This is a genomic window from Actinotignum sp. usb-actsch-213, from assembly GCF_059085665.1.
On sequence record NZ_JBHNSQ010000024.1, the window covers coordinates 1 to 24,629 of the forward strand.

At 61.5% G+C, this 24,629-nt stretch carries 19 protein-coding genes; 9 read left to right on the plus strand and 10 right to left on the minus strand.

What is annotated here, in order from left to right; translation table 11 throughout:
- The coding region (locus AC5RK6_RS01495) for a hypothetical protein (RefSeq protein WP_493926320.1) at positions 1-700 on the plus strand (700 nt) is incomplete at its 5' end.
- A 41-nt stretch (positions 701-741) separates the two neighbouring features.
- Here the strand turns inward: AC5RK6_RS01495 and AC5RK6_RS01500 are convergent.
- Entirely contained in the window at positions 742-1,731 is a 990-nt protein-coding gene (locus AC5RK6_RS01500) for a glycosyltransferase family 2 protein (RefSeq protein ID WP_320757771.1), read from the minus strand.
- A gap of 116 nt (positions 1,732-1,847) precedes the next feature.
- Complete coding sequence (locus AC5RK6_RS01505) at positions 1,848-3,149, minus strand: MATE family efflux transporter (protein ID WP_320757772.1); 1,302 nt, start codon at positions 3,147-3,149, stop codon at positions 1,848-1,850.
- A 121-nt stretch (positions 3,150-3,270) separates the two neighbouring features.
- On the opposite strand from AC5RK6_RS01505, the gene AC5RK6_RS01510 reads away from it, so the two are divergent.
- Positions 3,271-4,158, plus strand: coding sequence for a glycosyltransferase family 2 protein (locus AC5RK6_RS01510; RefSeq protein WP_320757773.1), 888 nt, complete (start codon positions 3,271-3,273; stop codon positions 4,156-4,158).
- 61 nt (positions 4,159-4,219) lie between these two features.
- Here the strand turns inward: AC5RK6_RS01510 and AC5RK6_RS01515 are convergent, their stop codons facing one another.
- From AC5RK6_RS01515 to AC5RK6_RS01530, 4 genes are all read right to left on the minus strand, one after another.
- Positions 4,220-5,299, minus strand: a complete 1,080-nt coding sequence (locus AC5RK6_RS01515; protein ID WP_320757774.1) for an acyltransferase family protein — start codon at positions 5,297-5,299, stop codon at positions 4,220-4,222.
- Positions 5,300-5,386: 87 nt separating this feature from the next.
- Positions 5,387-6,454, minus strand: coding sequence for an NAD-dependent epimerase/dehydratase family protein (locus tag AC5RK6_RS01520; protein WP_016443159.1), 1,068 nt, complete (start codon positions 6,452-6,454; stop codon positions 5,387-5,389).
- 33 nt (positions 6,455-6,487) lie between these two features.
- Positions 6,488-6,862: a DUF2304 domain-containing protein gene (locus tag AC5RK6_RS01525; protein WP_231366720.1), complete on the minus strand. Its 375-nt coding sequence runs from the start codon at positions 6,860-6,862 to the stop codon at positions 6,488-6,490.
- A complete protein-coding gene (locus AC5RK6_RS01530) occupies positions 6,837-7,592 on the minus strand; it encodes a glycosyltransferase family 2 protein (RefSeq protein ID WP_320757775.1) in 756 nt (251 codons plus the stop codon). The genes AC5RK6_RS01525 and AC5RK6_RS01530 overlap by 26 nt, the downstream gene beginning before the upstream one ends.
- A 126-nt stretch (positions 7,593-7,718) precedes the next feature.
- Between AC5RK6_RS01530 and AC5RK6_RS01535 the strand changes: the two genes are divergently transcribed.
- The gene (locus AC5RK6_RS01535; RefSeq protein WP_320757776.1) at positions 7,719-9,137 is read left to right on the plus strand and encodes a glycosyltransferase family 39 protein; all 1,419 of its coding nucleotides are present in this window, start codon (positions 7,719-7,721) and stop codon (positions 9,135-9,137) included.
- 124 nt (positions 9,138-9,261) lie between these two features.
- On the opposite strand, the gene AC5RK6_RS01540 is transcribed toward AC5RK6_RS01535, so the two are convergent.
- The gene (locus tag AC5RK6_RS01540) at positions 9,262-11,709 is read right to left on the minus strand and encodes a glycosyltransferase (protein WP_320757777.1); all 2,448 of its coding nucleotides are present in this window, start codon (positions 11,707-11,709) and stop codon (positions 9,262-9,264) included.
- Positions 11,706-13,229, minus strand: coding sequence for a hypothetical protein (locus AC5RK6_RS01545; protein ID WP_320757778.1), 1,524 nt, complete (start codon positions 13,227-13,229; stop codon positions 11,706-11,708). The genes AC5RK6_RS01540 and AC5RK6_RS01545 overlap by 4 nt, the downstream gene beginning before the upstream one ends.
- A 228-nt stretch (positions 13,230-13,457) precedes the next feature.
- Here AC5RK6_RS01545 and AC5RK6_RS01550 point away from each other — a divergent pair, with 228 nt between their 5' ends.
- Genes AC5RK6_RS01550 through AC5RK6_RS01560 form a run of 3 tightly spaced genes read left to right on the plus strand, consistent with a single transcriptional unit; the run spans position 13,458 to position 17,543 of the window.
- Positions 13,458-14,384, plus strand: coding sequence for an ABC transporter permease (locus AC5RK6_RS01550; RefSeq protein ID WP_320757779.1), 927 nt, complete (start codon positions 13,458-13,460; stop codon positions 14,382-14,384).
- 24 nt (positions 14,385-14,408) lie between these two features.
- Positions 14,409-15,659 carry an ABC transporter ATP-binding protein gene (locus AC5RK6_RS01555; RefSeq protein ID WP_320757780.1) on the plus strand — a complete coding sequence of 417 codons (1,251 nt, stop codon included), beginning with the start codon at positions 14,409-14,411 and terminating at the stop codon, positions 15,657-15,659.
- 45 nt (positions 15,660-15,704) lie between these two features.
- Entirely contained in the window at positions 15,705-17,543 is a 1,839-nt protein-coding gene (locus tag AC5RK6_RS01560; protein WP_320757781.1) for a glycosyltransferase family protein, read from the plus strand.
- A 52-nt stretch (positions 17,544-17,595) separates the two neighbouring features.
- On the opposite strand, the gene AC5RK6_RS01565 is transcribed toward AC5RK6_RS01560, so the two are convergent.
- Positions 17,596-19,647 (minus strand): glycosyltransferase, encoded by a 2,052-nt coding sequence (locus AC5RK6_RS01565; protein WP_320757782.1) that lies wholly within the window; start codon positions 19,645-19,647, stop codon positions 17,596-17,598.
- A 216-nt stretch (positions 19,648-19,863) separates the two neighbouring features.
- Here AC5RK6_RS01565 and AC5RK6_RS01570 point away from each other — a divergent pair, with 216 nt between their 5' ends.
- Genes AC5RK6_RS01570 through AC5RK6_RS01580 form a run of 3 tightly spaced genes read left to right on the plus strand, consistent with a single transcriptional unit; the run spans position 19,864 to position 23,047 of the window.
- Positions 19,864-20,928, plus strand: a complete 1,065-nt coding sequence (locus AC5RK6_RS01570) for a glycosyltransferase family 2 protein (RefSeq protein WP_320757783.1) — start codon at positions 19,864-19,866, stop codon at positions 20,926-20,928.
- On the plus strand, positions 20,925-22,127 hold the full coding sequence (locus AC5RK6_RS01575) for a glycosyltransferase family 4 protein (RefSeq protein ID WP_320757784.1): 1,203 nt from the start codon (positions 20,925-20,927) through the stop codon (positions 22,125-22,127). The genes AC5RK6_RS01570 and AC5RK6_RS01575 overlap by 4 nt, the downstream gene beginning before the upstream one ends.
- Entirely contained in the window at positions 22,124-23,047 is a 924-nt protein-coding gene (locus AC5RK6_RS01580; protein ID WP_087070509.1) for a lysylphosphatidylglycerol synthase domain-containing protein, read from the plus strand. The genes AC5RK6_RS01575 and AC5RK6_RS01580 overlap by 4 nt, the downstream gene beginning before the upstream one ends.
- Here AC5RK6_RS01580 and AC5RK6_RS01585 read toward each other — a convergent pair.
- Entirely contained in the window at positions 22,961-24,595 is a 1,635-nt protein-coding gene (locus AC5RK6_RS01585; protein WP_087070510.1) for a glycosyltransferase family protein, read from the minus strand. The genes AC5RK6_RS01580 and AC5RK6_RS01585 overlap by 87 nt on opposite strands.
- Positions 24,596-24,629 lie beyond the last annotated feature (34 nt).

The window sequence follows — 24,629 nt, forward strand, 5'->3', positions numbered from 1 at the left end:
CCGCGTGAGTCGGTGGACCGTGGGAAGCGTACTCGCGGGGCTGAGCCTAGCCGGGATTATGGCACTAGGTGGCTGCGCGAGCACCGCGGTGGGTGATCCAGATCCGGTCACCCCGATTCCGGTGGCGAGCGCGGCTCCCGGCGGCGGAGCAGCCAGCGGGAACGGCACCGGGACCATGCAGGAACGTGCCGCGGTCACGGCCGGTTCGGAAGGCGGCCGCCCGGTTACGGTTGCGCCCAGCGGGGATGTGGAAGCTGAGCTTGGAGTGCCGGTAGGTCTTTCGGTCGACGGCGCCACTCGGGCGGCATTCACTCTGACAGTCACGGATATTACCCGGGCACAGGAGTGCCCCTCGCGCATCGCGGAGCCAGCTGTTTTCACTCCCAAGAACGGCACGTTCCTCGTGGTTGATCTCAGCGCGCAGATGGCAGCTGATTATGACGCCTACGACCCGGATGCTCCCTTCCTCACCCTGGATCGGGATGCTTTTTATCTCACGGACTTGGAGGGAAATATCCAGGAAGATAGCCACACGGTGCCATCTTACGGGTGTTATTCCACCGCGGAGCGGGTCACCCCCTTTATCAACCCGGGGGAAAGCGCGGCCGGTAAGGTGGTCCTGGAAACCTCCTTGGAGCACGGCTACCTGGTCTACAACCCCTGGGGAGTGCCGGGATCGGGGTGGCGCTGGGCTTTCTAAGCGCCGCTGCTAGTCCGTTGCAAACCGCTTTTCATCCGTTCCTAATCCGCGATGGCGTAGGTGCTGCGCACGTAGCGCAGGTAGATCTTGCGGTAGAGCGCCGGGCAGGTGCGCAGCAGGGCGGCTCCGGCTGCCAGCTGCGGGCGGGCCTGCGCGGTAGCGCGCAGCATGGGCAAGCTAATAGCATGCCGTGCCGCGCGCACAATATCCGCGGTGTCCTTCTCCGAACGCATGGCCGATTGCGCCAAAATCATCATGGCGAGGGTGCGGTACACCAAAAAAGCGGAAAGATTCTCCGGTTCTGCCATCCATTCCGGCCCGAGCTGTTCGGCAAGGAAACGTGCGGCATCCTCATATTCCTGCGGATCGGGAACGCGACCCCAGGTGAGGGATTGGGTGCCCACCACGTAATTGGCCAGGGCATCGGGAATCGAGGTGACCTGCCGGGCCCGGGAAAGCGCTATCGCGGCAACAACCTGATCCTCCCCGCGGTGAATATGCTCCGGGAAACGCAAGTTCTGGAACGTGGCGGCGGCGAAAAGTTTATCCCAGAGGAACGGGGTGAGGTTATCGGTGAGGAAGGCACGTACCGCATCCGGGCCTGCCAGGGTGCCGAGGAAACGGGAGTGTTCGGTGCGCGTCTGGCCATTGGAGAGGTGGATGGTGCGTCCGCAGCACACCACATCGGTACCGGGCGCGTTCTCCACTTCATGCAGCATCCGTTCCAGATAGGTGGGTTCCCAGTAATCGTCCCCGTCAAGGAAAGCGATATAGTCCCCGGACGCGCGCTCAAGGGCGGAATTCCGGGCCCCGGATACCCCGGTATTGTTCTCGTGGTAGATCACGGTGAGACGGGCATCGGCAAGTTCTTTTTCCAGGTCGCGCAGCACGCCGGCAGTGTTATCGGGGGAGTGATCATCCACAACGATGAGCTCCACATCGGGCATGGTTTGGCCCAGGACCGATACAACCGCGCGCCGAATAGTGTCCTCACCGCGGTAGGCGGGAGTGATAACGGATACCCGTGCCATGATTCCTCCTAGGTCAGCTCACGTAGTCTCCATGGTACCCGCGCGCAGTCCCGGTGCATCCCCCACGGCCCCGAAGGTCCCCACGTATCTCGGGCGCTATCGGGTGCGATACGGTGTTATCGAGTGTGATGTACCAGGCCGAGGATATGGCAGATGCTCCCTAGCAGCGGGCCCACCACCAGGGAGGCAACTGTGCGTGTTTCCAGGGAGAGCGGGAGGAGCATCAGGGCGACGGAGACCAGCAGGGCCGCGCACCATCCCAGAATATTGAGGCGGTGGTGATCGGCGGCTAGTGCCACCGCTCCGGTCAAGGTAAGAAGAGCCAGGCAGGCTGCGGCAAGAACCAGTAATCCCAAAGTAAGGGGAGTATTTGCATAAGCCGGCCCGAAGATAACCGCCATGAGCCATGGGCCGCACGCGGCAGCGGCCAGGGCACCAATCCCGCCAATTCCTCCCACAATAAAGGCCAGGCGCAGTAAATAGCCGCGAGTGCGCTCGGGGTGCTGGACGAAAACCGTGATCACCATGGACTGGAAAGCTACGAGGGGAAGCATGAGGGGCGCGCGGGTCACGGAGACCGCTTGGATCAGCGGAGCGGCCTGAGAGAACACCGCAGGTTCGGTGGTCAGGCTCATAAGGAGCGGAAAACCGTTAATGAGGAGCGCGCTTGCCCCGGTGGCGATCATGGCCAGTAGGAGGCGGCGCACCAAGCCCCGCGGCGCGATATTAATGCGGGTGCGTGCCAAAGCTCGCACGCCCGGCGCAGCGCTGAGCAGCAACCAGGTACCGCAGGCCAGCACGCAGGCGAGGGCGTAGAAGTGGAGGGTGAGACTGAGATATCCGGCTACCGCAATAAAGAGGAAACGCAGGGCCGGCTCCAGCGAGGTGAGAGTACCGAAAATTTTCCACTTCCCGCGCCCCGCGAAAACTCCGAGGAGCCCTAAATGCACGCTATTGAGGACTACCCCTAGTGCAATAAAAGCGATAAGGAGCGCGCGCCCGGAAAACCCGTGAAATACCCGCAGCCACAGCGGAGTCACGACGAGCACCAGGAGTGCGGCACATACACCTACCCCCGCGCAGATAAGAACCGGCGAGGTGCGGTAGCACGAAGCTGCGGCCGTGGAATCCACGCCCGTGCGGCTTTCTACGCGGTCACGATTTTCGGCACGTTCACAGCTCTCAACCCGGTCCCGGCGCACCGCCCGTGTCACCTCATTTTGGAGACCCGCCACAATCGCAATAATGGCGAACAGGGCAGCCCAGAACGTCAAAAATAGGGTGTTATCGGTAGGGGAGAGCGAACGCGCACTCACCACCGTAATAAAGAAACCGGAGAGTGCTCCGGAAGCACCGCCGAGGGCAACCGGCAGGGCAGCCCCGGCAGTTTCTGAGTTCTGGCCAGCGGCGGTGGACATCACGGATGGCCTTTCTCTTCGCAGGATTTCTTAAGTATAGGGTGCGCCCGTGCCATAATAGGCGCTAGTACAGATGGCGGCGAAACAGAAAGCGGCTTCGCCATAGAAAGGATCATGCCCGATGCGCCTCGATATCATGCTGCCCTTCTGGGGGAACCCGGACTACCTCTTCCAAACAGTGGAATCGGTCCTGGCCCAGGATAGTGATGAGTGGAAGCTCACCGTGGTGGATGATTGCTATCCCGATGAGAGCGTGCCGGAGTATTTTGCCAAGCTACATGATGAGCGCGTCACCTATATTCGTAACGAAACGAACCGGGGCATTACCGAAAACTACGAGACCTGCCTGAAGCTCGCCACCGCGGAATACATGATGTTCATGGGCTGCGATGACATGATGGAACCGAATTTTGTGTCCACCATCCAGGCCGCTATTGCCGCCCATCCCACCATCGATATTATTCAGCCCGGGGTGCGCCCCATTGACGCGCAGGGCACCGTTATTTCGCCCCTCGGGGACCGTATCAAAACCTCCCTGCGCAAGCGCTCCACACGTATGGGTAACGTTATTTCCGGGGAAGGTGCGGCCGCGGTACTCCTCACCGGGGACTGGCTCTATTGGCCCTCGCTCGTTTTCCGTACCGAGACTATTCGCGCCACTCCCTTCCGCCCCGGCTTCCCCCTCATCCAGGATCTCGCCATCGTTGTCGATATGCTGGCTGCCGGCGCCTCCCTGCTGGTAGAGCCGACGGTGTGCTTCCGATACCGCCGCCACGATTCTTCCGCCTCCGCCTCCAAGCTTCTGGACGGTACCCGCTTCGCCGGGGAACGGCGCTATTTTGCGCTCGCGGCCGCGGACATGAAAAAGCGCGGCTGGACGAAGGCCCAGCGGGCGGCCCAGCTGCACGCCACCTCGCGCCTTTACGCCGCCACTTTGCTGCCGCGGGCCCTCAAGGAACGCAGCGCTACCGGGGTACGTACCCTGCTGCGGCACCTGGTAGGCAAGTAGGCCCGGCGTCGTCGTTCTTGGTACGACGACGCACGCCCCGCAGCGCGCGTATTCGCGCCCACTAGCGCGCCGGCGCGCGCAACTCCCCGAAGGGATTCTTTTTGCCGCGCGAAGCCCGCATGGCCGGCCGTTCCACCAGGAACCAGGAGAATGCCGCGCCCAGGGCGGTGAGCACGAAAAGAACCGCGCAGAAAACGAGGTAGGGGGCTGCGGCTGCCAGCCCGAGGCGGGTGAGTAGCTGGGTGAGTGGGAATCCCCAAATGTAGATGCCGTAGCTGAAATCGTGGACTTGGAAGAGCCGCGGGGAGGGGAGTGTCTGCCCGATCCACAGCAGCAGGTAGGTGAGCAGCGGCGCGGAAATCTGCGGCCCGGAATGCGGGGCCACCACCATGATCGCCACGGCCGCAACCGTTGCACCCAGCGCACCCCAGGTGGTGAGGCTGAGGCGGTCTTTGGCCAGGAAGAGCAGGGAGCCACCGAAGAAGAACGGTAGCAAGCGCGAGAGCTGGTCGAGGGTGCCGTTCATCGTGCCCAGGTACACGGTGGCAGTGGGGAGGAAGACCCGCAGTGCGCAGGTGCCCAGGAAAATCACGGCCGTGGGCCAGATATGCCGCTTGAAGAAGGGGATGGTGAGCAGCGCGCCCACGATGAGGTAGCACACGAACTCGTAGTAGAGCGACCACAGCGAGCCGTTCCAGGCGATGGGATAGGGAACATTGTGGAGGGTATCCGCGATGCCCCACTGGTTCATGTAGAGGAAGAAATTGCCCAGGATATAGCTGATGGGAGTGGGGCCGGTGGTGAGGTAGCCGTCCAGGGTGCCATGATCGAGCAGATAGACAAACGGCGCGAGGAGGAAAGCTGTCACCACATTGATAAACAGAAAAGCCGGGAAAATCCGGACCACGCGGTTCTTGAGGTAGCGCCCCACATCCGAACGCAGGCGCGCAGCGGTAATGAGATACCCGGAAATCATAAAGAAACCGAAAACAGCCCAGGCGCCCACAGATTCACCGGGTGTGATCTCGAACTCCCCGACGAGCTGGGTTACCGGCCCCACGTGGTGGAAAAGTACCATCAGCGCAAAGACCAGCCGAATCAGATTCAGCGAGTTATTGCGGGGGTCAAGCCATGTGCGCATACGTTCCTTCGCGTGGTCCCATCGCGGCGGAGCGACGACGCCGCAGTTGCCGGGTCGTCGCCGCACGCCGCGCTGCGGTTATCGGGTTTAGAGATACTGGGTCTGGGTGTTAATCCAGGAAGCAAGGCGCGTGAAGCCTTCCTCCACGTCCACTTCGGCCTCGAATCCGAGGAGCTCGCGGGCTGGCTCCGGATCTGCCCAGGCGTGGCGTACGTCGCCGTGGCGCCACTGGCCGGTGATCTTCGGTTCGGGAGCCCCGTAAATCTTCGCGATAATCTGGGCGGCTTCGAGGATAGTGGTGTAGTGGCCCGCTCCGATATCTACGGAAACACCCGGGCATTTCTCAATTTCAATCATCTTAATGAGGGCGCGGGCCACATCATCAATAATGATGAAATCGCGGCGGATAAGGCCGTCTTCATACACGGAAATTTGCTGTTTATTGTAGGCAACCCGGCAGAAGAGGGACATGATTCCGGTGTAGGGATTGGAGGGCGTTTGGCCCGGGCCGTACACGTTTTGCAGGCGCACAATCCCGATCTCACAGCCGAAAGCATCGCCCCACATGCGCAGGAGCTGTTCCTGGGCAATCTTGGTAACCGCATACACCGAGGAAGGATGGGGCTCCACCAGGGCGGCATTCATGGCCACCGGCTCGGCCTCCGGGAAATCCCATTCTTCTTGTTCAAACATGGCCACGGTACGTGAACCGGGGTAGAACAGCTCACCGGCGTGCTCCCCGGACGTGTGCCGCCAGGCACCTTCGCCGTAGACCGCGCGCGAGGAGGCAAGAACAATGCGCTGCGGGATAACCTGGTGGCGCGCGAACGCATCAAGCATCGTGGTGGTGCCCACCACGTTCACGGAGGCGTGCCGGGTGGATTCGGTCAGGGACTGCCCGGTCCCGGTTTCTGCCGCCAGATGGACAACAACATCCGGGGTGAAGCGCTCCAGCAGGGCATCCCAGGCGGCCGGATCGGTCACATCGGCCTCGTAGAGCTCCACGCGCTTATCGAAGCCGGCCGTGGGCTGATGATCCGGGTGGATCTGCGGATGCAGATTATCGAAAGCGATAACCTGCTCGTGATGGTCGGCGAGGTACGTTGACATCGCCGCCCCAATAAAACCGGCACCACCGGTGACAAGAATGCGCATGGAAGTCCTTCCTTTATTTGATGCACATGAAGTTTACGCCTCGGCTGGGGGCGCCGCGCGTTCCGCGCGTAGCAAAGCTATTTCTTCAGCCAAACGCCGCCGGTCTTCTTCTAACCGGGAGACGGCGGTAGAGAGCTGGATCGTCACCATGAGCAGCACGACGCACGCGATCACCAGAATCATATTGGAGGCGCGTTTGAAACCGAGGGCTTGGGAAACGAGGAAAACAACCTGGGGCCAGATCGAAATCACGAGCAGGCCGATGCCAATAAGGAACCAGATATACACGTAGGTTTGTTTCATCCGCCGGGAACGCAGCAAGATAAACAGGTAGACGAGGAAGATGATGCTCGCGGCGATCGGCAAGAGGCGGTAGAGCACGTTATTGCCTTCCTTCGGTTCCGTCAAGATCTTTTTGGGCGGGGCGGGTAGAGGCTACCGCCATGGCGATAATACCGCGCAGCAGCAGGCGTGCGGCCTTGAGTGGGTTATGGGAGGGAGTGCCGCCCTGCCGCTCGCGCATCTCCACTCCCACCTGGGTGACACGCAGCCCAGCTTTGCTGGCGATAATAAGCGCTTCGATGGTATCGCCCAGGTATTCGGCCGGGAGTTCGTCGGCGAGTACCCCGATGGCTTTCCGGTTCGTGAGCTTGAAGCCGGAGGTGGTATCTGTAAGCCGGGTGTGGTGCACGCGGGAGAGCACCTTGGAGAGGAATCGCATGGCCCAGGCGCGTGGTCCGCGCACCCGATAGGAGCCACGTTCTGCAAAACGCGCCCCGATAACGATATCGGCACCGGTGGTATCCATCTGTTCGAGGAGGCGGGCGATATCTTCGGGGCGGTGCTGGCCATCGGCATCTACCTGCACGGCACGGTCAAAACCGTGGCGCCAGGCATACAGGTAGCCAGTGCGCATGGCCCCGCCCACCCCGAGGTTAATGGGCAAATTGAGGACAGTTGCGCCACCGGCCGCGGCCACCTGCGCGGTAGCATCCCGGGAACAATCGTTGATGACCACGAGGGATGCGTGCGGAGCTGCCTGGCGTAATTCGGTGAGAACCGCCGGCAGCGCCTCTTCTTCATTCCACGCCGGAATGAGGACGACGAGACGTGGGGGCCTGTCTTGCTCAGAAGTCATTCTTTGATTTTAGGCCATTTAAGCCCGGGCTTGAACGAGCGCTCGTGCTGTGTGCCCTATATGAGGGGTGGTACTTCGCGATAAGATAACGCGGCAAGTGAAACGTTGTCCATCTCAAGGAAATTCATGGTTGCAGCCACGCACGTAGATGTTCGGACGCCCCAGGCCGATTCGTCTTCTCAGCACTCTAAGCATCGGGCGGCTCTGGTATCGCGGCTGCGCAGAATCAGCGCCGGGCGCCCCTGGGTGGTGTGGTTAGCCGTCCTGGTGTTCTTCGGGATTCTGGGAGGGGCACTCAATCTTCATTTCATCACCACCAATCCACACCTTTCTCCTTTCGATGAATACGTCTACCTCGACGCGGTGGATAAAGCCGGGCGCGGGATTGTAGTACGCGATGGGATGACCACGGATTCCTATGCCCGTGAGGTGCTGGCCTGCCTCGGTTTCGGTTCCAACCCGGTCAGCTCGGCAACCATCGGGGTGTGCGGGGGAGATTTCCCCGAGGATAAGCTCCCCTTCGCCGGCTACACCACCGCCGGGGTGCATTCCCCGGTCTACTACTTCCTGACCGCGTGGCTGGCTAAGCCGTTTATGATGCTCGGGATGGGCTTGCTGGGCAGCGCTCGCCTCACCAGCGTGCTCTGGTTGGTGCTGGGGATGACGGTCCTTGCCTGGGGGATGCGCCGTATTGGTGCCACCTGGGCGATGGCACTTACGGTACCGCTCCTCATCACCTCGATGCCGACTTTCCGAACCACGAATTGCTATATCACCCCGGATGCGCTCAATCTCCTGGTGGGCACCCTCATTATTTTCGGAAGTATTTTCTACGCGCGCCGGCAATGGTCTCTCGGTTGGCTGCTCCTTATTGCCGCGGTGGCCTGCGTGGTGAAAATGCAAAATATTTTCGCGGTGGTGGCTGTCCTGATCTTCCTGGTGTGGTACCGGATACGGCCCGGGCACGGTTGGGGGAAGAAGGCTGCTGCTGATCCTGCTAGCTTGCCACGCTGGTGGGAAATTGGTGCTCTCGGGTCGGTTTCCGCGGTGGCCGGTGGGGCCTGGCTAGTTATTCGCCCTTTCATTACGGTGGCGCGCCCGGATATTGTGGTGGATCCTACCGGGGTGCTCGATGTGCGTCAGCTTCCCTATATGACCGATGATGCGCTTCAAATTATTTTCGCTGGTATTGGTGGGACGGCCCAGCAATACCCGAAATCTCCTTTCGCGAGCCTGGCGCTCTGGCTGGGAATTACCGCCATCGTGTGCGTGGCGTGGATCCTGGAACGTCACTCCACCCTGGAACAGCGTTTTAGCCAGGCAGCCGCGGTTTCCTTCCTTGGTATCGCTCCGGGGGTGGTGCTCGGTTTCAATATCCTTTCTGGCTCCCTCACCCTTATGCAGCACCGCTACGGGATGGTCCTTATCCCGCTCTTCTGCGCGGCGGCGGCCTGGATCAAGCTGCGCCACTCCGTGGCCTGGGGCCTGGCGCTGCTGACCGCGTGCATGTACGGCTACGCCCTCATTATTCCCTCGGCAACGTAGTGCGGCGCCGCAGCGCGTCGTGGAAACGTAGCAGCTTGCTCACAATGCTGCCGGTACGGTGATGCCCGCGGAACGCCAAGAGCGTCCGCGGGCATCCGTGCACCTGCCGCAGGTGGGCGGTGTACTAGATGTACTTGCGCAGCCGGGACTTCACCTTGGAGGCCAGCACCTTCGGGCCGCCGGTGCGCAGGTAATCCACCACGAGTTTGAGATCACGCACCGGGTTGAAACCCGGGTCGATAAAGCCAAGCATCGTTCCGGGTACATCGTCGCCGGTGCGGAAAGCCAGATCAGCGGCCCGGCGCGGCTGCCGGCAGAACTCCAGCAGCGGGGCGAGCGCCCGATCCCAGTGGAATTGCTGGGCGAAACCGGCAATATTCGCACGCGCGCGGGCCGCTGCGGCGTCGTCGTATAGCAGTGTTTCAAGCGCTGCGGCCAGGGCCTCCACATCGCGCGGGGGCACCGCAATGCCGATACCTTCGCTATCGAGGGCATTCCCGAAAGAATCCCCGCTGGTCGCCACGATCGGCAGTCCCGCCCATAGGTAATCGAGGATACGGGTGCGGAAAGAGAATTGGGTTTCCACGTGCTCGAAATGGGTGGAGACCCCCACGTTTGCGTCCAGCAGGTAGTTCTGGCGTTCGTGGTAGGGAACCCAGTCGTGGTTGAAGAAAACGTGGGTATTCATCAGGCCTAGCTCATCGGCCAACGCCACCGCTTCGGAGGCCACTCGCATGGCCGGCACCCCGGGATTGGGGTGTTTCATACCTAAGAAATAGAGCCGCACATCCGGGTGGGTGCGGGAAAGCTGGGCGACCGCGCGGATGAGGGAGAGCGGGTCGAACCAGTTGTAGACCCCGCCGCCCCACAGGATGACCTTGTCATCCATGCCGATACCGGGAACCTTCCCGCGGATGGCGTGTTCGGTTTGCCGGGGTGCTTCTTCACCCAGACCGAAAGGCGCAATATCGACGAGACTGCGCACATCCGCGTCGTCGGGCAAAACATTACGGTTGATGCGGCCCATGCTCGCCAGTTGCCCGAGCCAGAAGTTGCGCTGTTTATCCGAGGCACACAGGAATTTATCGGCGCGGGCCAGCTGCCGGTTGAGTACGCCGGTTACCCCGGTAATGGAGCGTTCGCGGCCCTCCGGGCCCTGGTCGCGGGCCTGTTCGAGCTGCTCGAGGTGCATGGGATCGTAGATATCGGCCACGATGATCTTTTCCGAGCTCATGAGCCACGGGGCGCTTTCCAGTAGGAAACCCTGGAAGATAATGACATCCGCCCAGTCGGTGCAGGCGCGCAGGGTATCGGTATCGCCATTGTGGATCTCGAAAGCTTGGGGTGCGACCTTTCCCACGCCGGCCGTGGAACACAACCGCACCGGGTGCTCGAGTGCCAGGCGAGTGCACATTTCCCAGGCGCGGATGGCCGGCCCGGCCATTTTCTCCCCGATGGGTTCACCGGTTACCACCAGCACCTTCGCCTGCCCGGAAAAACGCTTCGCGATCCCGAAGAAACGCGCCAGCACCTCGTGGAGGTCCAGGTAACGCGGCAGCGGATAGGCCGGCTCCATGGCATTACGCATGAGGGTAATAATCTCCGCATCGGACTTCTGGCGCCCGGCCTGGATTTCCCGGCGCGATTCCACGAGGGAAGGCAAAATATCGCGGAAATACGAGACCGCGTAGGGCGCGGTGGCCGCCATTTTCGTAATGGTGCCCTCAGCTGCGCGGTAAGAATCGGGGCCGCGGCGCTCCTCCACCTCGCTGCGTTCCGCGCTGCGCTCCAGGGCGAAAGCAAGGGCGGGAGCGAAAACAGTGCGGAGCAGATCATCGCCGAGATTCTTGTACAGGCAAGCCAGCGCATTGCGTTCCAGGAAGTACGTTTCCCGGAAATTCCCGAACTTCTTCATGGTGACGTGGTGGCGGTGGTAGGCCACCGACTCGGGCACGTAGCGCACATCGTATCCGGCGAGGTTGGCGCGCCAGCCGAAATCGGCATCCTCGTAGAACATGAAGTAGCGGTCATCGAAACCGCCCAGTTCCTCAAAAACGCGGCGCGGCACAAACATCGCGGCCCCGGTGGGGAAGAGCACATTCTTCGGGGTATCCCAGGCGCCGGTATCTTCACGCTCTGCCTCGCGCTTGTAGCCCATCCCGAACCACGTCATCGAGGAATCGACGAAATCGATTCTGTCGCCCTCCCAGGTGAGCACCTTGGAGGCCACGCAGCCCACCTTCGGGTCCGCCGCAATCGCCTCCACCGCGGCACGAATCCACTTCTTACCGGGCCGGGCATCATTATTGAGGAAAGCTACGATATCCCCGCGGGAATGCTCCACCCCAAAATTACAGCCCCCGGTGAAGCCCAGGTTGGCACCCGATTGCAGGACCTGGCAGTCAGGCAGCTCGGCGCGCAGGCGCTCGAAAGAACCATCCCCGGAATTATTATCGACGACGACGATCTCCAGATCCTGCGCCGGCCAATCACATTCACGCAGGTAGTGCGCGGCGGCAATCGTATCCTCCGCCCCGCGGAAATTGACAAGAATAACGGAAACAGAGGTCACTTGCGTTCTCCCTTGAGAGTGCTGGCCAGGCCGCGCAACGCGCGGCGTAGGTGGGGATGCTTGCGGGCACCGGGCTTGCCGGGCTCCTCGTACAATTGGGTGGTTTCCACCCGTTCATAGGCGTGGATGGGGGAGCGCAGCGCGGCGAGAGCCGCTGCAATACCGCCGTTTTCCTGAGCGACGAGGCTGGTGAGAGAGTGATCGTCGTCGTACGTATTCTGATCCAAGCGATAGTTCCCGGACAGAGCCCCGAGCACAAAATCACGCTGGGCGGTATCCGCGGTAATAACGCGGTCCGCAACACTGAGCGTTTCGTTGAGGACGCTAGCGTTCGCGCCCACGCTTTCCGTACCGGTGACCCCCACCCAATCGGTGCGGACCATCGCGGTGAGATTCGCGGTGGCGACATCGGCAATGACCACCCCGTGGTTCCCGCTCCACGGAACGGCACGGGCCGGAAGATTGAGAATATAGGTCACCGCGATTGTTTCGACGGCGCTGGCAAGAGTGCGACGGGCCGCTTGGAAGGGCGCGGTGGGATCGGCGCTGCGCTCGCTCAGCTCTTTGCTTTCCGGATCCCACAGGTAGAGCGGTTCGGGAATGTCAGCGGCGATCCGGGAGAAACGGGCACGGGCCGCGGTATCGGAACCGGCCACCGCGAAAGCGATACTCGGCTCATGATCGCGGCGGATATCCGCGAAAGCCGTTTCCAGGAAATCCCGTTCGGAGGTGGGGATCCCGGCGCTAGCCCAGACCCGGTCAAGGAACTCGGCCATATGGGGCAGGCGGCGATCCGGGATACGGGCAGCGGCAAGAGCCGCTTCATTCCGGCTTTCTAAGCCGGCCAGGGAGGCGCTCCAGTCGCGTACTACCTGGGCGCCGCTGAAGGTGGTGGAGGGGACGTGAAGTAAGGGCTCGGCATCGTTCCCGGGGCGGCGGGCAAGATCCAGGGCGGCGGTATCCACCCCGGAGCTGCGGAGCGGGTGATCGATAAGGGCGGTGACAAGCGGGGTGAGGAATTCCAGCTGGTAGGCCGGGGAAAGATTCTTCGTGAGGATACGCAGGTACTCCACGGTATCGAGATCGGGGGTTCCGGCTTCGAGGAGCGCGGTAGTGCGCAGCTCACCGGGTACTCCGGCGGCACTCAGGCGCCACTGGGCATCGACGGCCAGGGCCGGAAGCGAGAAGGCGGTATCGAGGCCGCCGCACAGGTGGAGCGCCCGCGAATCAAAAGTGTAGACCGGGGCGGGGGCGGCGAGGACACCGCGAGATTCGGATGTGTTCGGTTTGTCAGCAAGCGAGGCACACCACGCGGTATTGCGCCCCGGGGTGGCAAGGAGCTGAGCGAGAGCTGTTTTTGTAACAGCACCGGGAGTGGTGACCACTGCAGTCACCGTTTCTCCCGCGGTGAGATCCGCGCGCGGGGCGGGCTGGCCCGCAATGAGCTCCGCAACACGGTAGGGGAGGGCGCGCGCTAAAGCCGGCCCGGCTCCGGCGGGAACAAGAACACAAACACTCATGACTGCCTATCATCCTCCGCGGGGCGGCAAGCGCGGCTCGCGTAGCCGCGGCGGCTCCCGGGTGAAACTTACTTTCTCTATCGTACAAGGCGACGCGAGGTGGCGCTGACATCACGGGGCTGCGCGCGGCTCGGCCCGCAGCTGGGTAATATGAGACAGATAGGTGCATACGCGCGGCTCACCCGGGTGGGTAGTGAAGGGCGCGAATGCCGGCAGGAAAGGTCGGGTATGGCAGCAGAGCGCGAACGCGAGGTGAGCCCCGAAGCAGAAGCACGCTTCGAGAAACTCGTCGGCCAGGATCTCACGCGCGTGGCTATTGACACCGGGTTCTTCAGCGGATGGCGGGCGTCCGTCCGCGATATTTTCGACCATCGCCACCTCTTGGGCCTGCTCACCCGGCGTGAACTCAAGGCACGCTACAAGGATTCGGTGCTCGGGTACGTCTGGACCCTGGTCCGGCCCCTAATTAATCTGCTCATCTACTACTTCGCTATCGGCAAGGTTCTCGGAGCGGAACGTGCCATTCCTGATTTTGCTATTTACGTTTTCGCGGGCCTGACCGCCTGGGGGCTTTTTTCCCAGATCGTGGCGGCTTCCACCGGCGCGATCGTAAGTAATTCCGGGATTGTCAAAAAGGTGTATCTGCCGCGCGAAATCTTCCCACTCTCTGCGGCTGGCGCTGCCTTTGTGGACTTCCTCTCCCAGCTGGCCATTTTGGTATGCGGAGCCCTCATTATTCGCGGGGTGCCGTGGGGGAGTGCCATCATCTACTTCCCGCTCTCCCTGGCCGTGGTGGTGGTGTGGGCGGTGGCCTTCGGGCTGTTTCTCTCCGCAGCGAATGTGTACCTGCGGGATGTGCAATACCTCGTGGAAGTTATTCTCCTCATCGGTTTCTGGCTCACCCCCTCTGTCTATTCTTTCGCGATGATTGCCGGAGCCGCCCCCAGCTGGATGATTAACCTTTATCTCCTCAACCCCACCTCGGTGGCGGTTATGGGCTTCCAGCATTCCTTCTGGGCGGCCGGGCAGGATGCCCTGTTGCCCTCCCATCTCCTCACCCGCCTAGGAATTTTCCTTATCATTGGGCTGGTGTTGCTCTGGCTCGCACAGCGCTACTTCGCCCGCATGCAACGCAATTTCGCGCAGGAACTCTAAAGGAAAGGCGGGTCAAGGATTCTCATGTCGCGTCCCGACGTCATTCAAGTTGACGGAGTTTCGAAGAAATTCATCGTCCACAAAGATAAATCCCTCAAGGAACGCCTGGTCAATGCGGCGCGTTCGCGTACCCACGCGGAAGAATACTGGGCGCTCAAGAATGTTTCCTTCAGTGTGGCCGCTGGGGAATCAGTGGGTCTGGTGGGTGCGAACGGTTCGGGTAAATCCACCCTCCTCAAGGTGATCGGTGGGATCCTTACCCCCGATGCCGGGCAGGTCCGCACCCGCGGGCGCATGGCGGCTCTCCTCGAATTGGGGGCCGGTTTCCACCCGGACCTCACCGGTATGGAAAATATTTATCTCAACGCTTCTATCCTGGGCCTATCCGAAGCGGAAATCGACGCTCAACTCGATTCCATTATTGAGTTTTCCGGCATCCGGGATTTCATCCACACCCAGGTGAAGTTCTATTCCTCCGGGATGTACGTACGTTTGGCTTTCGCGGTGGCGGTGCATTCCGACCCGGATATCCTCCTCGTGGACGAAGTCCTCGCGGTGGGTGACGAACCTTTCCAAAAGAAATGCATGGAGAAAATTCGCCAATTCCAGCGCGAAGGGCGCTCTATTATTCTGGTGTCGCATTCCGCGGCGCAGGTGATCGAGGTGTGTGATCGCGCCGTCGTTCTGGATAAAGGTGCCATGGTCATGGTGGGGGATGTGCGCGATGCGATGTCCCGCCTCCACCAGGGCTACCAGGAACAAATGCTCGCCGAACTCGCGGAAAAGAACGGTGGGGTCCTCACCGCGGTGGATAGCCACCCGTGCAGTATTGACAACGCCGCGATTGTGGACGGGGTGCGTACCTCGGACGACGGGCTTTTCGTGCATATTTCCGGGGATACCATGCGTATTGCCTTCGATCTGGTGGCCCACGAGCCCATGCGCGATTACGGCGTGGTGGTGGAAATCACCACCATGAATGAGGGTACCCCGGTTTTCGGGATGTCCAGCCGTCGCCTCCAACTTCCCCTCCCCGCGGTGGATAGCGGCCACGCCACGATCATGGTGGTTCTCCCCGACCTGCATATTGGCGAGGGAGACTACATCGTCAATCTCGCGATTCTCAACAGCGCGGATATTGAAATTGAGCGGCGTAATAGCGTCGCGCTCTTTACCACCAAATCCGATGGGATGACCACGGGATTCGTCAAGACCTTCCCCGAAGTCTATGTTCATAATGTTAAGATCGAGGCGGGGAGCGGAACCCAGCAATAATACCGTTCGCGGCCACCACCGCTCCCGCGGATAGAGGGGAACCACGTGCCAGTTATCGATGCCCACCCACGCAGAGCTCCGCTCCGGTGGCGTACCCGCGGCTTAGCGGCCCTGGGCTCCCTCCTCTACTCCATCGCACTGTCCTTTATTTACGGCGTGAACGCGTGGGCCATCGGTCCGGTGCATGCCTGGGTGGCCGACCTCGGGCGGCTGCAATGCGGAACTGAGTTTCCGCGCCTGTACCTGCAAGAAGGCCGCTGTCCGATCATCGGTTTCCCGGAGGGGACCGCCACGGTCAACGGCGGTGTTTTTAGCCGCGCGGCTACTTTCTTTGCATTAATATTTCCTGGCGACGCCGCAGCAGCGCTCTCTGCGTGGTATTTCATCTGGATCGTCCTGGCACTTGTGGGCGCGTACGGACTGTTCTACTGGCTCACCTCGCACCGCCTGATTGCCGGGATTGCGGCTGCGGTGTGGATGATCAACCCTTCCGTTATTGGCATGGGTAATTTTGGTACGACTTTCTGGGGTGCGCTACTCCTACCCGCCACTATCTACGTGGGCGTGGTGCTGCTGCGGTTCTGGCTGCGGCCACCCTGGTGGCGCCGGCTTCTCGCTTTGGCTGGCTGGTGCGGGGTTCTCACCTGGGCTGTTTTCCTTGATGGTTATTCTTTCGTCATGCTCGGTTTCACCGCCGGGGTGGTGGTTATTGTGTTACCGCTGCTGCGGGGGCGCAGCGGCCTGCGGGATGCCGGTTTGGGCTTTGCTTATATGGCGGTGGCGAGTGTTGTGGCTTTGCTGCTTTATTACCGCAGTGCGGGCGGTGCGCTGGCCGGTATGGGCACCGGCGAAGATTTCTTCCGTTCCATGGGCGTGGATGTAGCTACCACGATTATCCCCACCTCGAGCGTGTGGTGGGCCGATCTCCTCGGAGTCGGGCTGGATGCCGATCTGCTATGGGGAGACGGCACGAATGTACGCTGGAATTACATCGGTATTACGGCTTTGGTGCTGCTCGTTTGCGTGCTGGTATGGGCGCGCGGGTCACGCCGCTACGTGCTGCTCTGGACCTTTGTGGCACTGGTGGCCTTTGTTATTGCCTTGGGGCCCTCGCTGAAATGGTGGGAAATCCGCGGTCCCTTGACGCCGCCGATTCAGGTGACTGATTATCTTATGCCCCGCTCGGAGGCCTTGTGGACCTTCCCGTGGGCATCGCTCTACGAGGAGCTTCCCGGCCTTGATCTTATGCGGGCTATCTACCGCTGGATGCTGGTGGTTCGCCTGGCCCTGCTCGCGGCGCTCGCGAGCGGCATCAGCGCGCTGGTGCGCCGGGAAGCGCGAGGCAGCTGGCGGCGGGTGGCCTGCGGAATCGTGGCTGCGCTGGCGGTGCTGGCTTCCGCCCCGAACCTCGCGGGCTTGGCGGTAGGCTCCAGCGACCGGGCCGCCCATCTTGAGGCACTTATCGGTGAGATTCCAGAAAAACTTGATGCTGCCTTGCCGGACGATGCCGTGGTGGCTTTCAGTTCCCCGGTCTCGGGCGGTAATGATTTTCTGGCCGGGGTGATCGCGAGCGAATCTGACTTGGTCCTCTACAACACTTTCGGTGATAAAGACGTGGCCCGGGCTCGGGAAAACTGGACCCCGGAAATGCAGGACGTGATCGGCTCACACGCGAACTTTGGGCATTCGGTGTGGCAGGTGCTCTATACCGGGCAGGTGCAAGCGGTGGTCATCCCGAATTTTGATTTCCGCTGGGGAATCGAACAGGGATCCACGGATGCTTTCGCCGCGGAAGCGCAGGCGCTGCGTGAGCAGATTGCTTCCGACCCGCGCCTGCGGATAGAGCCTCACGCGGACTTCACCATCGTCACGCTGGCGGAATAGCTCACTGGCGCACCAGCAGCAGGCCGGTGTGCCAGTTGAACCAGCGGCACGATCAGGCGCGCGTGATCCCCGCGAAATCAAAGGCAGCCGCGAGGTCCTGGTGGAGGCGAGGCACGCCCATAATCTCCTGGATATGGCGCTCACCCGCGGTAGAGAGACGCTCCCACAGCTCATCATCACGCATACCGTCCACGATAGCCCGGGCAAATTCCTCCGGGCTATTGGCGATCAGCGCGGTGTGGCGGTCTTCCAAACCCATGCCTTCAGCTCCGATATCGGTGGTCACGATAGGAACGCCCCAGGAGAGAGATTCCCCAACCTTGCCCTTCACTCCGGCACCGTAGCGTAGCGGCGCGATGGAGAGCCGAGCCGGATTATAAACATCAGCTAAATCAGCGGCGTAGCCGCATAGCTTCACACCGTTGCCCTCGAAAACCCGCAGGGATTCCGGCGGGTTTTTCCCATACACATTCACCTCAACATCTCCGAGCTCGTCACGCACCAACGGGTGTACCTCGGTGAAATACCAGTGCAGGCCATCCGCGTTCGGAGGATGGGCGAAGGAACCGATAAAACTAATGCTGCGCCGGCCCGTCAATCCCGCGGGGTGCTGCACCGGGACGTGCACATTCCCCACCACAAAGACCGGAAGTTCGGGATGGTCCGCATGCAGCATCTTCGCTTCTTCGGAGGAAACAACCAGAGTAGCGGTGCTGGCCCTCATAACTCCGAGCTCCAATTCCTTGGTTTGATGCGCAGCGGTGATAAGAGCATCATCACCGGCAAGTTTCGCTTCGCGTAGTTCTCGGGTGCCGTGCAGGTCTACCGTGTCAAAAATAACGGGGACGCCCGGAAGGGCGTGGGTCACCGGGAAGAGGCCAGCTGCCGCCACCCCGACCCGGGACAGGATCACTCCGCGTACATTTCCGCGAAGCAAAATAGTGAGAGCGTAGGCGCTGATATTAGTTTGGCCGTGTTCACTGAAAGAGTCGTAAACTACTTGGATTCCACGTTTCGTCAGGTTTCCAACATAGGGCTCGGGACGCTCCTTATTTTGCGGAATGAAGATCGGTTGATATCCGAGCCGAAGCAGCTCCAGCAGGATCTGTTCCATTCGTACTGAGCCAGAGTCCAAATCAGGGGTGATGACTGCGCCGTCGCATACAATAACGACATTTTTCGTATGAACAGCACGCTCCATTTCAAAGTCCGGGTCCTGGTAGCGGCTCAGCGGCTGTGATGCTAATTCTTTTGCCCATTTCTGAGCGAATTTCGCCTTATTAACGACCTGATAGCGCTTCGTACCTTGCGAGGTATCTGTCCCATTCGAGACGCCCTCGTGGTGAACAACAAGGGAGCGCGGTTCATAAACGGTGCGGTAGCCCAGGCGCCGTACTTCAAAAGCCAGATCGGTATCCTCGTAATAGGCGGGGATATATCGCTCATCGAAGCCGCCTAGCTCATCAAGAATGGACTTGCGTACCGCCAAGCATGCTCCGGAACAGTAGTCGACATCTCGGAAATACGTATAGGAGTGATTTTCCGGATTATTGCCGTTCCCATAGTTTTCCGTGACGCCGTCGGCAAAAACGACGCCACCGGCTTCCTGTAAGGTCCCGTCCGCGTATACCAAGCGCGCTCCCACCAGCCCGATGGAAGGATCGTCCATGCGTTCCACGATAGGTAGGAGCCAACCGGGATGCACTTCGGTGTCGTTATTGAGATAGACAATGATCTCACCGCGGGCATGCTGGAGCCCGGTATTACAAGCCCGAATAAAGCCGCCGTTTTTTGGCATATGAACAACGCGCAAGCCGATAATACGATCCAGTTTCTTGCCGGTGGAATCTGGGGAGCAATCATCTACCGCGATGATTTCATAAGGAATATTCCCGGCCGTTGCCGCCAGCGCTTTCAAGCAGGCAAAGGTTTCCTTCCAGTGCCCGTAGACCGGAATAATGATGGATACCAGCGGCCGCTCCGAGCAAGGCACCCGGTAGAGCACCTTCTGAAGTACCTTGCGACCGGCAGCTTCCGCTCCCGGAACGTGGCGGAGCACGGAACGGAGGGCGGCCTTGGCCGAGGAAGAAGAAATATTCGTCACGGCGAAATCCTTTGGTTGAAGAGGCGGCATCGGCTTTCTGTTCTTGAATTGTACTGTAGCGGCGTGCCGTGGCGCGGGAAGCGCCGACCCCGCGGCGCGGGAAATATTGTTGCGGTGCCGCCGTACTTCTAGTGTGCAACAGCGTATCTCCCCATGAGAGCCCGCGGAGCTTGTTAGGCTAGGTGCTGGATAATCGCGAGTGCGGCGGAGAGGGATATGAAGCTATTTGTGCAGGTTCCGTGTTTGAACGAGGAAAAGACCTTGCCCCTGGTACTGGAATCGATCCCTAAGGAAATTCCGGGCATCGATAGCGTAGAGATCCTTATTATCGACGACGGCTCTACCGACGCCACCGTTGAAGTCGCCAAATCCTACGGGGTGAAACACTTCGTGCGCCACGCCCGCAACCAGGGCCTGGCCCGCTCCTTCCGGGACGGAGTGGAATACGCGCTCGCGAACGGCGCGGATATCGTGGTGAATACCGACGGTGATAACCAGTACCCCCAGGAAGCCATCCCGGAACTGGTGGCTCCTATCGTGGCCGGGCGTGCCGATATCGTTATTGCTGACCGCCAAACCTCAAAAATTGCGCACTTCTCCCGCTTCAAGAAGCTTATGCAGAATGTGGGTTCCCGGGTGGTCAACAGGGCGGCCGGCACCAAACTTCCAGACGCCGCCTCCGGCTTCCGAGCCTACTCCAAGGGCGCGCTCTACCGCCTCAATGTGGTCACCCAATTCTCCTACTGCATGGAGACCATTATCCAAGCCGGAAATAAGCGGCTGCGTATCGACTCCGTGCCCATCACCACCAACCCGAAAACCCGCGAATCGCGCCTGTTCTCCAATATTTTCCAGCACATGTTCAAATCTGGGACCGCGATTGTGCGCTCCTACCTCATGTTCAAGCCCCATGTGCCCCTGGGCTGGACGGCCGCGATCACCGGGATCCTGGGTGCCATCCCCTTTATTCGCTTCCTCATCTTCTACTTCATGGGGCAGGGCGCCGGCCATATCCAATCCCTTATTTTCGGTTCGGCCATGATCGTGGCCTCGATTATCTCCATCACCATCCTCATTATCGCCGACCTCCTCAAAACCAACCGCGTCCTCCTCGAACAACAGCTAGAAGGCATCAAAGCCCTGCGTTTCGGTCCGCCGCGCCCGCTCGGAGCCGCGGCGAGCACCGACCAAGCCCCCAATGCCCTCGACGCTCCCGAAATGGATGACCCAGATCACCCACATGGTCCGGCTGCCGCCGCGAACGGGGGAGCCGCCCGGTGAAAATCCTCGGCTTTGGCACCTACAACACCGCGAACCACCCCCGGGTAGGGGTGCTGCTACGCGGGCTGGCCGAACACGGCCACACGGTCCGCGAACTCAATATTCCCCTCGATACCGGCACCGCCGGGCGGGTAGCAGCCCTCGCCAGTGCCCGCGGGGCGCTTTCTTTCGGGGCGGATATTGCCCGGCACTGGTGGCGGCTGGTGCGCGGGGCCCGGCGTTTCCGCGGCCCGCACGCCCCGGACGTTATTGTGGTGGGATACCTGGGCCATTTCGATGTTCTCCTTGCCCGCCTGCTCTTCCCTCGCACACCCATTGTGCTCGACCACCTCATTTTCGCCTCCACTACCGCCACCGACCGCGGCCTGAACAACGGCATCAAAGACCGCCTGCTGCGCACCCTGGATAGCGCCGCCATCCGCGCCTCCACCATCACGGTCCTGGATACCCCCGCGCACCTGGCGCACATGCCCGACTCCCTGCGTGCTCGTGGCGTCGTCGTGCCCGTGGGCTCGCCCGAAAGTTTCTTCGCCGCCCGCAGCACGCATCCGGTCCACACCCCGCCCCGCGTGGTCTTTTACGGACTTTTCACACCCTTGCAGGGTGCCGTCACGATTGCGCGCGCCCTGCTCCTCCTCGAGGAGCGCGGCGTGGATCTTGAGGTTACCCTCATCGGCACCGGTCAAGATTACGCCGATGTGCGCGCGATTCTCGCGGGCGAGGGAACCCACGTGCGGGTAATGTGGCGCGATTGGGTCGACGCCGTCGCGCTACCGCGCGAAGTCGCCTCCCATGACCTCTGCCTGGGCATCTTCGGGACGTCGGATAAGGCCCAACGCGTGGTTCCCAATAAGGCCTACCAGGGCATGGCCGCCGGCCTGGCCCTCATCACCTCGGATACCGCCCCGCAGCGCGAGATCCTTGGGGATGCCGCCCGCTATGTTCCGGTCGGGGATGCGAGCGCCCTTGCCGATATGCTTGAGCGCCTCGCCTCGGATCCCGAAGCCATCGCCGCGGCCCGCAACCGTTGCGGTGAGCGGGCTGATGTAGCTTTCCGCCCCGCTTACGTGGTACGTCCCCTCCTCGTCGCCCTTGACCGAGTGCCGGGTCGGTGCGGCACGAGACAAGGTGCGGCACCCGGTGCCGCACTCAATCCCAGCGGGGCCTCCGACCGCACCGGTGAAAAGAGCCCTCGGTGAAAAAAATCCTCAGCGTCCTGCAAGCACCAGCCGTGCGGGCCGGCTTTATGCTCCTCGCGGTTATTGCCGCGATCTGGGCAATCGTGGCCAACCGGGAAGCGGTGGGGGAGGCGCTCGCGGCGCTGCCCTGGTGGGTGAGCCTGGCCGGTATCGCGCTTTCCCTGCTCTACGTGGCCTGCACGATGGTTTCCTGGCGCTATCTTCTCAATGACGTGGGCCAGCCCGTGCCCGCCCGGGTGGCCCGGCGTATTTTTTACACCTCGCAGGTGGCGAAATACTTGCCTGGCGGAGTGTGGAATTTCGTGGCGGCCGCGGAAATGGGTGCGGCACATTCCATCGCCCGGCGGCGCTCCTTCGTGGCGCTGCTCCTCTCCATGGTGGTCTCTATCGTGACCGGCCTGGTACTGGCGGTCCTCGCACTGCTCCTGGGCCCGGCCGGCCTCATGGAAGATTACGGCTGGCTCGCCCTGGCCATTCCCGTGGGCGTGGTAGCTCTTATCCCACCGGTCCTCAATAGGATCATTAGCCTGGGCTTGAAAATTCTGGGGCGCGGGGCGCTGGAAGCCCAGCTGAGCTGGCGGGGTACCGGCCTGGCGGCACTGTGGGCCGCGGCCGGCTGGCTCCTTATGGGCGCCCAACTCTGGCTCATGCTCATCTACCAGGGCATGGCCGCTTCGCTGCCCACCTTCCTGCTCGCCACCGGCGGTTACGCGCTCGGCTGGACCGTTGGCTTCCTGGTGTTCTTCGTTCCGGCCGGGGTGGGAGTGCGGGAATTGGCTCTTGCCGCAGTACTTTCTACCGCGGTAGGGAGCGGGCCGGTTGTCGTCGTCGTACTACTTTCGCGTGTTTTCACGACCCTCGCGGACGTGAGCCTCGGACTCCTCGCCGGAATCGCCGCGCGCCGCGCGGCCCGCCGCTAAGGTCTGCGGATGCAGATACTCACGCCAGGCGCAGCGTAGCGCACTCAGGTGCGGGCGGTAGCGGCGCACCACAAGATAAGCAACCACGCAGGAAAGTCCCACGCACAAAAGGAGACCCAGCAGCGCGCGGGGCGGCGTCGTCCATAAAACCGCGAAGACGGGGGTACGCAAGCCCACATAAAAACGCCAGGCCATCCGCACCGTGAAATCAATGGTCGTCACGGCGAAAAGCAGCGCCCCGGCCAACGAAAGCACCGGAATCAGGCGCGAATCGCGGGCAGAATCGGTACGTTCACGCAGCTCGTGGTGCTGGAGAAGAGCCGCCGCGCAGGTCACCAAGAAGGGGAAGAAGAAGGGGAACCAGTAGCGGCCCTGCCACATGACGAGCGGGATGCGATCCGCCACCGCGGTATTGAGGAGCAGGGCGCTGAAGGGCAGCACCACCACCCCGAAAATAACCGCGCGGCGGTGGTGGCGCGCCCCGGCCCGGTAGACCGCAATGAGCAGGCAGGCGAAGAAAATCACGTAGCACAGGGAAACCGGGCTGCTCGGCTCCACGTTGCGCCAGCCCGCGGTTCCGATTGTTTCGTGTATGTAATAGGGCATGGTCCCCAGGATTTGCAGGCCCATGCGGAAAGCGCCCTTATTGGCCACCGGATCGGGTGCTTTCCCGTAGGTGGAGGCCAGGTAATTCCAGCCGAACCAGGCCAGGCATCCCAGGGCGCACAGCCCGAGGAAAATCCAGAATCCGGGGGTGCGCAGGTAATGCCGCACCGCTACGCGCCCAAAAATAATAGCGAAAAGTAAACAGAGCAGGATCGCCCAGTAGGGGCCTACCGGGCGCGCGCAAATGAGGGGGATGGCGGCCAGCCCCCCGCCAATCCACCGCCACAATTCTTCGCGGGCGGGAACCCGGTTGAGGAGGGGGAGGAGGAAACCGGTGAGGGCCAGGGCCGCCCCGATTTCCATCGACTGCGGATTAGAAAAACCACTGAGGGAATAGAAACCCGGGGCCAGCAGACCGATGGTGAGATAGGGGAGCGCGGCGCTGCGCAACCCCGCGTACAGAGAAGAAAAGCCGAGCGCTGCCAGCCCGGCGAAAAGCCCGGCGGAAAGCACCCGGATACCCCACAGCACGTATTTCCCGGAGGCGAGCAGTAGGGGCCAGTGGGTGAGGTAGTAGTAGAGCGGCGGGTAATTAACCGCCGAGGTGCCCTGGGAGATAAGTTCGTCGTTCGTGGTGAAAATACGCGAGCAGAAGGCGGTGGCGGCCGGGTCGTGGCGCCAGCAATCCGGGGCGCCGCGCCGCAAAAACGCGGGGGCCTCCACGCGAATACTTTTTTGAGGGATTTGCCCCGTGACCACCGCGTAGCCGTAAATCTCGTGCTGGGTTTCATCGGGGCCGCCATTGAGCGGGGTGAGCAAACTGAGCCCCATCGCATAGATAAAGAACCCGAGGAATGCGAGGAGGAACATTTTCCCGTGCACTACCCGCCGGCGGTCCTGCGAAAAATCGATGGAACGCGCCTCAGCAGCATTGCCGCCCATGATCACCTCGATGAGTTATTGATTGACGTACATC